General features: G+C 67.1%; 5 protein-coding genes. 1 reads left to right on the top strand and 4 read right to left on the bottom strand.

From position 1 onward, the window contains the following. Window positions 1–8: 8 nt before the first annotated feature. Window positions 9–1,379 carry a CoA transferase gene (locus tag A9762_RS20230; protein ID WP_139133312.1) on the bottom strand — a complete coding sequence of 457 codons (1,371 nt, stop codon included), beginning with the start codon at window positions 1,377–1,379 and terminating at the stop codon, window positions 9–11. Between the two features lie 240 nt (window positions 1,380–1,619). On the opposite strand from A9762_RS20230, the gene A9762_RS20235 reads away from it, so the two are divergent. Further along, window positions 1,620–2,831 carry a citrate synthase family protein gene (locus A9762_RS20235; protein WP_069343815.1) on the top strand — a complete coding sequence of 404 codons (1,212 nt, stop codon included), beginning with the start codon at window positions 1,620–1,622 and terminating at the stop codon, window positions 2,829–2,831. Between the two features lie 31 nt (window positions 2,832–2,862). Here the strand turns inward: A9762_RS20235 and A9762_RS20240 are convergent, their stop codons facing one another. From A9762_RS20240 to A9762_RS20250, 3 genes are all read right to left on the bottom strand, one after another. Then, window positions 2,863–4,455, bottom strand: a complete 1,593-nt coding sequence (locus tag A9762_RS20240; RefSeq protein ID WP_069343805.1) for a PepSY domain-containing protein — start codon at window positions 4,453–4,455, stop codon at window positions 2,863–2,865. Window positions 4,456–4,606: 151 nt separating this feature from the next. Continuing rightward, the gene (locus tag A9762_RS20245) at window positions 4,607–5,065 is read right to left on the bottom strand and encodes a DUF2946 domain-containing protein (protein WP_069343806.1); all 459 of its coding nucleotides are present in this window, start codon (window positions 5,063–5,065) and stop codon (window positions 4,607–4,609) included. A gap of 88 nt (window positions 5,066–5,153) precedes the next feature. Continuing rightward, entirely contained in the window at window positions 5,154–6,632 is a 1,479-nt protein-coding gene (locus tag A9762_RS20250) for an HD domain-containing phosphohydrolase (protein ID WP_069343807.1), read from the bottom strand. Window positions 6,633–6,893 lie beyond the last annotated feature (261 nt).

The following is a 6,893-nucleotide window of genomic DNA, read 5'->3' on the forward strand; positions in this document are numbered from 1 at the left end:
CACCCCGATCAAGCCCAACGCGGCGTCGCCGTGCCCAACGCCAGCGCGGGCAGTGCCCAGTCGACGGGCGTGCCGACAATCGACATCGGTGTCGCGATGCGGCGCACCGGTCCCCACGAGGTGTCCTCAATGCGCGGCGAAAGATCGTCTGACGTTTCGGCACTCAGCGGGGGCGGGCCGTTGTCCGGTGTGCGCTGTGTCACGAGCAGGCCCGCGGTACGGGCGAGCGACGCGCGCACGGTGGCGCCGACGCCTCGTGTCTGACGCAGCGCCAGCCCATGAACAGCGGCTGCGGCCATCAGATACCCCGTGGCATAGTCGATCCCTTGTCCGGGCAACGGCACGGGCCGGTCGGTACCCGCTGCGCGCATGCCGGCGTCGGCGATGCCCGAACTCATCTGCAAGAGACTGTCGAAACCGCGCCGAGCGTGCCACGGTCCTTGCCAGCCATAGGCGTCCAGTGAGACGTCGATGAGTGCCGGATTGAGTTCGCGGCGACGGGTGGCGCCGAGGCCGAGCGCTTCCAGCGCGTCGGGACGATAGCCGTGTACGACGATATCGGCGTCCCGCAGCAAGGCTTCCAGCGTTGCGCGTCCTTCGGTCGACTTCAGGTCGAGCCGCGCACAGCGCTTGCCGAGCACGACCTCCGGCACCGTGCCGGGTTCGTCCCAGTCGGGCGGGTCGATGCGCAACACCTGTGCGCCGAACCCTGCCAGAAAGCGCGTCGCGGTCGGCCCTGCGAGGATACGGGTCAGATCGAGCACGCGAACGCCGCTTAGCGGACGTTCCCGCAACGGCTTCCAGTCGCTCGCGCGGCCGCCGGCATCGAACGTCTCCCAGTGCAGCAGCGGCTCGGCGGCGACTGCGATGCCTTGCGGATGCGCTTGCCATTGGGTCAGCGTGCGCATGGCCGCCGCGCATCCGCCCTGAGCGACGACAGCCGCTTCCAGTGCGTCGGCCGTCCACTTGGCGACAGCATGGGCGACGGCGTCGCGTTGCGCATTCACACCGAGCACGGCCAGCGCAGCCGCACGGTGATGGGGCGCATTGGTATGCAGACGGATCCAGCCGTCGGCCGCCGGATAGTCGCCTGCGATCGGATCCCACATTGGGGGCGATGACCATCCCTGCGCGCGCAACGATGTCTGAAACCAGAACGAGGCGAGTCGCCGGTCGACGTTGACCTGCGGCAAGCTCACGCCTGCGTGCAACCCGCAATCGCCCGCAGCGCCGGTGGTGAGTCCGGCCACGGCGAGGGTCGCCGTCGCGATGGCTGCCGTGGCGAAATCCGTATAGGGAAAGACGCACGGCAGCGCGCCATGGCCGCTGATCGTGACATTGACGTCGGCAGACGCCTGCGCGCTGACGGCACGGCGCATCTCGTGCAAATAGGCGGCGACACCGCTCGTGTCGTCGCACAGCGCAACGGGGGAAGCGTGACGGGGGGAAAGCTCGTGATGCATGGGAAGTCCTCGAACAATTCGATACGTGGCATCGCAATGAGTCGCGATGCAAGACTGCCGGCGCATTGAAGCTTAAGCCCATGGATTTTATTGTCAATATTGATTAACTTAATCAATCTGTTGGCATCGCATTCGCACCGGATTCCCTCGATCACGATGAACTACTTCACCGCTGCCCAAGCCGCCGAGCGTCTCGGCGTTTCGCTCCAGACCCTGTACGCCTATGTGAGCCGGGGGCTGCTGCATGCCGAGCCCGGCAAGACACACCGCGAGCGCCGCTATCGTGCGGCGGACGTCGAACGGCTCGCCGCACAGCGCACGCGCGGACGCAAGCCGAAAGAGGTGGCGAAAGCGGCGCTCGACTGGGGAATGCCGGTGCTCGAATCGGCCATTACGCTCATCGAGGACGGTCGTTGTTACTACCGGGGACGAGACGCATTGGCGATGGCGGAAACCGCGTCGGTCGAAGCGACGGCGGCGTGGTTGTGGCAATGCGATGAGACATCGGCGTTTGCTGTCGACGCGGGCGACAGTGTCCGGCAGATGGCGCGGGACTGGCCCGTGATGCTGCTCGAACGCTACCGCGACACGCGCGCCGAAGTCGCATTGCTCCCCACCTTTACCGTGGTGAGCGACGACGCCGCGACGGCGATCTGGCAGCGCGACCCCTTACGTGTCGCACAGGGCAGTGCGGCGTTGCTGCGCGCCATGACGGCGTGTCTGCTGGGTACGCTTCCCAGCAGCGCCCCGATCCACGAACAGTGTGCCGACGCCTGGGGGGTGAAAGATGCCGAAGGCGCGGATCTCATCCGCATGGCGCTGGTGCTTTGCGCCGATCACGAACTGAACGCCTCGAGTTTCACGGCACGCTGTGTCGCATCGACGGGCGCGAGCCTGCGGGCGGCGATCATTGCCGGCCTGTCCGCGCTCACCGGCGGACGGCACGGTGGCACGACGGCGCGTAACGAAGCGATGTGGGCGGAAGTCGGTGAAACCGATGTGGCGAACCGCATGCGCGATCGTCTCGCACGCGGGGAGAAGCTTCCCGGTTTCGGGCATCACCTTTACCCGGCGGGCGACGTGCGGGCGAGTGCGATGCTGGCGCGGGTGCTGCCCGCGCATCCCACTTGGCAGACGATGATCGATGCCGCCGATACGCTCGTCGGACAGCGGCCGTCGCTCGACTTCGCGCTGGTGGCGCTGCGTCGTCACCTCGGGTTACCGCTCGGCGCAGCCTTCGGCCTGTTCGCGCTGGGGCGCACCATCGGCTGGATTGCGCACGCGCGGGAGCAGCGCGAGAGCACGCAACTGATCCGCCCGCGCGCGGCGTACGTCGGGGTGAGGCCGGAAGCGGTCGCGTCGGACTGACTGGTCGTCCGGACGCACACGCTTCGCTGCGTTACCCGTTGGCGCGTCGGCCGAACACTGCGCGGTCCCCAGCCCAGACAAGTGCCATCGTCGCGCCCATCAACGGGAAGACGCAACCGAGCGCCACCATGCCGAACGTCCAGCCGCGCATCGGCGGACGCGACTGCGCGCGCGCTGGTGCGCCCAGCGAACGGGCCGGGCGTCGCATCCACCACATGACAGCGCCGGTCACCGCCATGGCGAACAATCCCATCGAAATCAACGCGCACAACCACTGGTTGGCTAAGCCGAAATAACGGCCCATGTGCAGGGCCGTGCCGTACGACACGGCCTGCGCCACGGCGCCATAAGCGTTGTAATCGATATCGCGCAGCACGCGGCCGCTGTACTGATCGATGTGGATCGTGCGCTCGGCCTTCGGATCGGCGGGGAAGTACGACACGGTGTAGACGCCATTCGGACGCTTCGGCACGACGAGGCTGTAGCCGCTGTCGACACCGAGGCGCGAGGCAATCGTCATCACGTCGTCGATCGGCAGCGCGCCCTGTGCGCGCAGCGCAGCCGGCGTCAGTCCGCCTCGGGCGGCACCGCCATGACCAGTGTGTTCCGCATGTTCGTCGCTATTGCCTTGCGCGCTGTGTGCGCTTTTCGAGCTTTGCGGACCTTGCGTGCCGTGGGCGTCATGCCCGGTGTGCGTCATCCCTTGCATGCCGTCCATGTTCGCCATGCCGGGCATGGCGGCCATATCGTGAGCCGCAGGCGGCGCCGATTCCGGCACGGTCGTGTTGCCAACGGCCCATGGAATTTGCGCGATGGGCAGATCGTCCATCTTCATCGGTTGGGTGGGTACCTGCGAGCGCACGGGCGCTTCGCCCCAGACACCGGGCGGCGATCCCATGCCGACCTTGGACGTCAGCACCTTGAACTGTGCACCCCACGAGCCGGACCACGGCAGCCCCGAGAGCACGAACGCCAGTCCCCCAGCCGCGAGCCACAGGCCTGCCACGCCGTGCAGATTGCGCAGCAGCGGGCGTCCTCGCAGTTGCAGGCGCGGACGTACCGCGTTCGCCCACGTGGCACCGGCGCGTGGCCACCACAGGGCGAGGCCGGTGACGAGCATGACGAGTGTCCAGCATCCCGCCAGTTCCATGAGCAACTCACCCGGCTTGCCCAGCATGAGCGAGCGATGCAGGGCCCGTGCCTGTGCCATGAGCCGATGTTCGACGCTCAGCGTGCCGAGCACTGCGCCCGTGTAAGGATTCAGATAGACGCTCTCGCGCTCACCGTTCGGGAGACGGAAGATGAATTCCGCGCTGCGCGCCGGATCGCGATTGACTTCGACCGAGCTGATTTGCGACCTGGCGGGCAGGGAAGCTGCCGCGCGCTCCATCAACGTCTGCTGGGCGATGCGCGGCGCGTCGGAGGGGGCGACGACGAACCGGTCGTGGTACAGCCACGGCTCGATTTGCGGCTGGAAGACATACAGGGTGCCGGTCACGGCCAGCACCATCAGCCACGGCATGACGAAGAGACCGGCGTAGAAGTGCCAGCGCCAGAGCGTGCGGTACTGCCCGGCGGCGGACGCCGGTTGCGCTTCACGCGCGTGGGAATAAGGGATCTGCATCGTGCGACGATTCCGTCTCGTGTCGCCGCTGTCGGGCGGCGGCGTGCGCAGGCTCGCCGACGCGAGCGTCAGGCGGGCAATGAGCGCATAGGGGAAACGACGCCTTCACCGGCAATCGTGGCAACGGTGAGGCATCGGACTGAACGCGAGATCAGGAAAGGGCGGGCGGCGCGCGCGCAGGCGGCGTGTAGGCGAACTGAGGGGTGGACGGCAGCGTGCGTGCCACCGGTCCGGCGCGGGCAATCCACGCGAAGGACACCGCGCCGGTCAGCGCAGGCATGACCAGCGGCGGATGATTGGCAAGCAACGAGCAGTAGCCGCAGATGTCGCCCTGCGTCTCATGGGCCGAATGGTCGGCGTGGGACATCTGCGACGTATGCGACAGGTGAGACGCAGAGGCTTCACCGTCATGCACGTGATTCGATGTGGCCGCGAGCGTCGGTACGGTGCGCGCTGCGCCATCGACGGTGCAAAACGCAACATCCAGCAACCTCGCCTGTTCCGCCCGATGCGCCGCGAGCACCTGACTGACGACCGGCATACACACGGCCAGCCACATGGCGGCGAGGCCGAGCCATGCTGTCAGGCGTGCGCGGGAGGTCAGTGACATGCGTCGAAGCGGAAAACCGGGTAGGGGGCCGAGGCAATGACCGCGGATGAAAGCATCCGCGAAAGCCGGAATGCTATCACGCGATACGTCACAGCATGCCCGCCGTCAGTGCCTTGAGCGTGGCGGCGGCGCGCGTCGAGCAGTCCAGTTTGCGGAAGATGCTTTCGACATGGGTGCGCACCGTGCTTGGGCTGAGCGCCAGGGCGCGCGCGGCTTCCTTGTTGCTCAAGCCTGCGCTGATTTGACGCAGCACGTCGAGTTCGCGCGGCGAGAGCAACGGGTTAGCGCTCGCGGTGGCAGTCCGTGGGGGTACTGTCCGTCCCTGGGCCGTCGCGACGATGGCCGTCACGATATCGGGATCGAACTTCCCGGCGCCAGCGTCTCGTTCGATGATCGAGACGGCCTCGTCGAAGGCATGGGCTTGACGCCACGGACGCGCCGCCAGCAACGCCTCGAATGCCACCGATGTGGCGAGAATGCGCTGCGGTGTGCTTAACGCGGGTCCGGCCACGCCCCGGAAGTAGCCGCTGCCGTCGAGCCGCTCATAGGCATACGATGCAAGCTCTGCTGCCGCGCGCAGTCCCTCGATCTGCTTGGCGGCGCGCGCGCTCCAGTACGGCACGAGACGGACCTTCTCCCACTGATCGGCGGACAGCTTGCCGTCCGTCTCCCAGAGCCGGTTCGGCAACGCCGCACGACCGATGCCATGCAGGAGTGCCGCTGCGTGCAGGTGGGTCTGTGTATCGGCGTCGAGCGAAAGGCTCTGCGCGGTGCGCGATGCGAGATCTGCCGTGCGACGCGAGAACCCGGCGAGCCACGGCAGCTTCAGTTCGGTGACATCAGCCAGCAGGGACAGCGGAACATCGGCATGGCCGTCGGGTTGCGCGAGCTGCCACGTGCGGGTGTCCAGGTCTGCGGAGGGCGTGTCATGGGTATCGACGGCATCGAGACCGTCCAGCCAATGATCCGCGTGGCGCAACGCGGTATCGACAAGCCGGGCGGGATACTTGGCGTCCGACTGGCTGCGCAGGAAGGCGAGGGCGTTCTCGCGTCCGTGAGCCCGCGAGAGGATTTCCAGATCGCTCGCGACATTGACGAAGAACACCGTTTCGGGAATCGCATCGCCCGCATGGCCGGCAGGCATGCCTTTGCCGTCGAAACGCTCGAAAACGTTGCGCAAGGCGTCGACTACGCGCGTCGGCATACCCATCGTGGCGGCGACATCGCCCGACACTTCGCAGTGAATCAGGGCCAACGGCACGATGAGCGATTGGGTTTGCGCGGAGAGTGGCGGGAGGGTCTGCGCCATCATCGCTTCGCGCGCCGCGACGTCGTCGCCGAGCAACTCGGCAAAGCCACCGGCGTTGGCCGTGCAGCCTGACCAGCGCAGCAGAGCGGTGGCCCGAGCGTGATTCTGCGCGCCGAGGTCGGCGCCGCACGCCTGCGCGAGCCATCCGGCGAGGCAGGCAGCACGGCGGGAGTGGTCCGTCGAGCGGCCCATGCTGAGATCGCCGATGAAAGCGAGCGCGAGAATCGCGTCGGTGAGGCCGGCGGAACTGGGAGGCATGTTAGGCGCGGAGGATGGCAAGCGGAGGGTTAGCTGACGGTCGGAAGCGTTCAACGAAGACGAGGCAGGCGGCGGTCGTTGGCACCGCGATCGGTCATTGCCTGCGGGGCATCGGTCGATCATCCGATACCGCGACATGCGCCGGACGACGACACTGGCAACCAGTCGAGGCCAACCCAACGGCCCGATCTGACCGAATCCCGCTCGGATCGCACGCAAACCCGTTCGCGTCGATGCCGGACCTACCCCGAATCAAGGAGA

This window comes from Pandoraea sp. ISTKB (assembly GCF_001721285.1).
In the GTDB taxonomy this organism is placed as follows: domain Bacteria; phylum Pseudomonadota; class Gammaproteobacteria; order Burkholderiales; family Burkholderiaceae; genus Pandoraea; species Pandoraea capi.

What these genes read in the sequence shown, in the direction of transcription:
- A9762_RS20230 (WP_139133312.1), bottom strand. Translation starts at nt 1,379, where the DNA reads ATGCGCCGTGCCGTCAGCGCGCAGGCGTCTGCCGACGTCAATGTCACG.
- A9762_RS20235 (WP_069343815.1), top strand. Translation starts at nt 1,620, where the DNA reads ATGAACTACTTCACCGCTGCCCAAGCCGCCGAGCGTCTCGGCGTTTCG.
- A9762_RS20240 (WP_069343805.1), bottom strand. Translation starts at nt 4,455, where the DNA reads ATGCAGATCCCTTATTCCCACGCGCGTGAAGCGCAACCGGCGTCCGCC.
- A9762_RS20245 (WP_069343806.1), bottom strand. Translation starts at nt 5,065, where the DNA reads ATGTCACTGACCTCCCGCGCACGCCTGACAGCATGGCTCGGCCTCGCC.
- A9762_RS20250 (WP_069343807.1), bottom strand. Translation starts at nt 6,632, where the DNA reads ATGCCTCCCAGTTCCGCCGGCCTCACCGACGCGATTCTCGCGCTCGCT.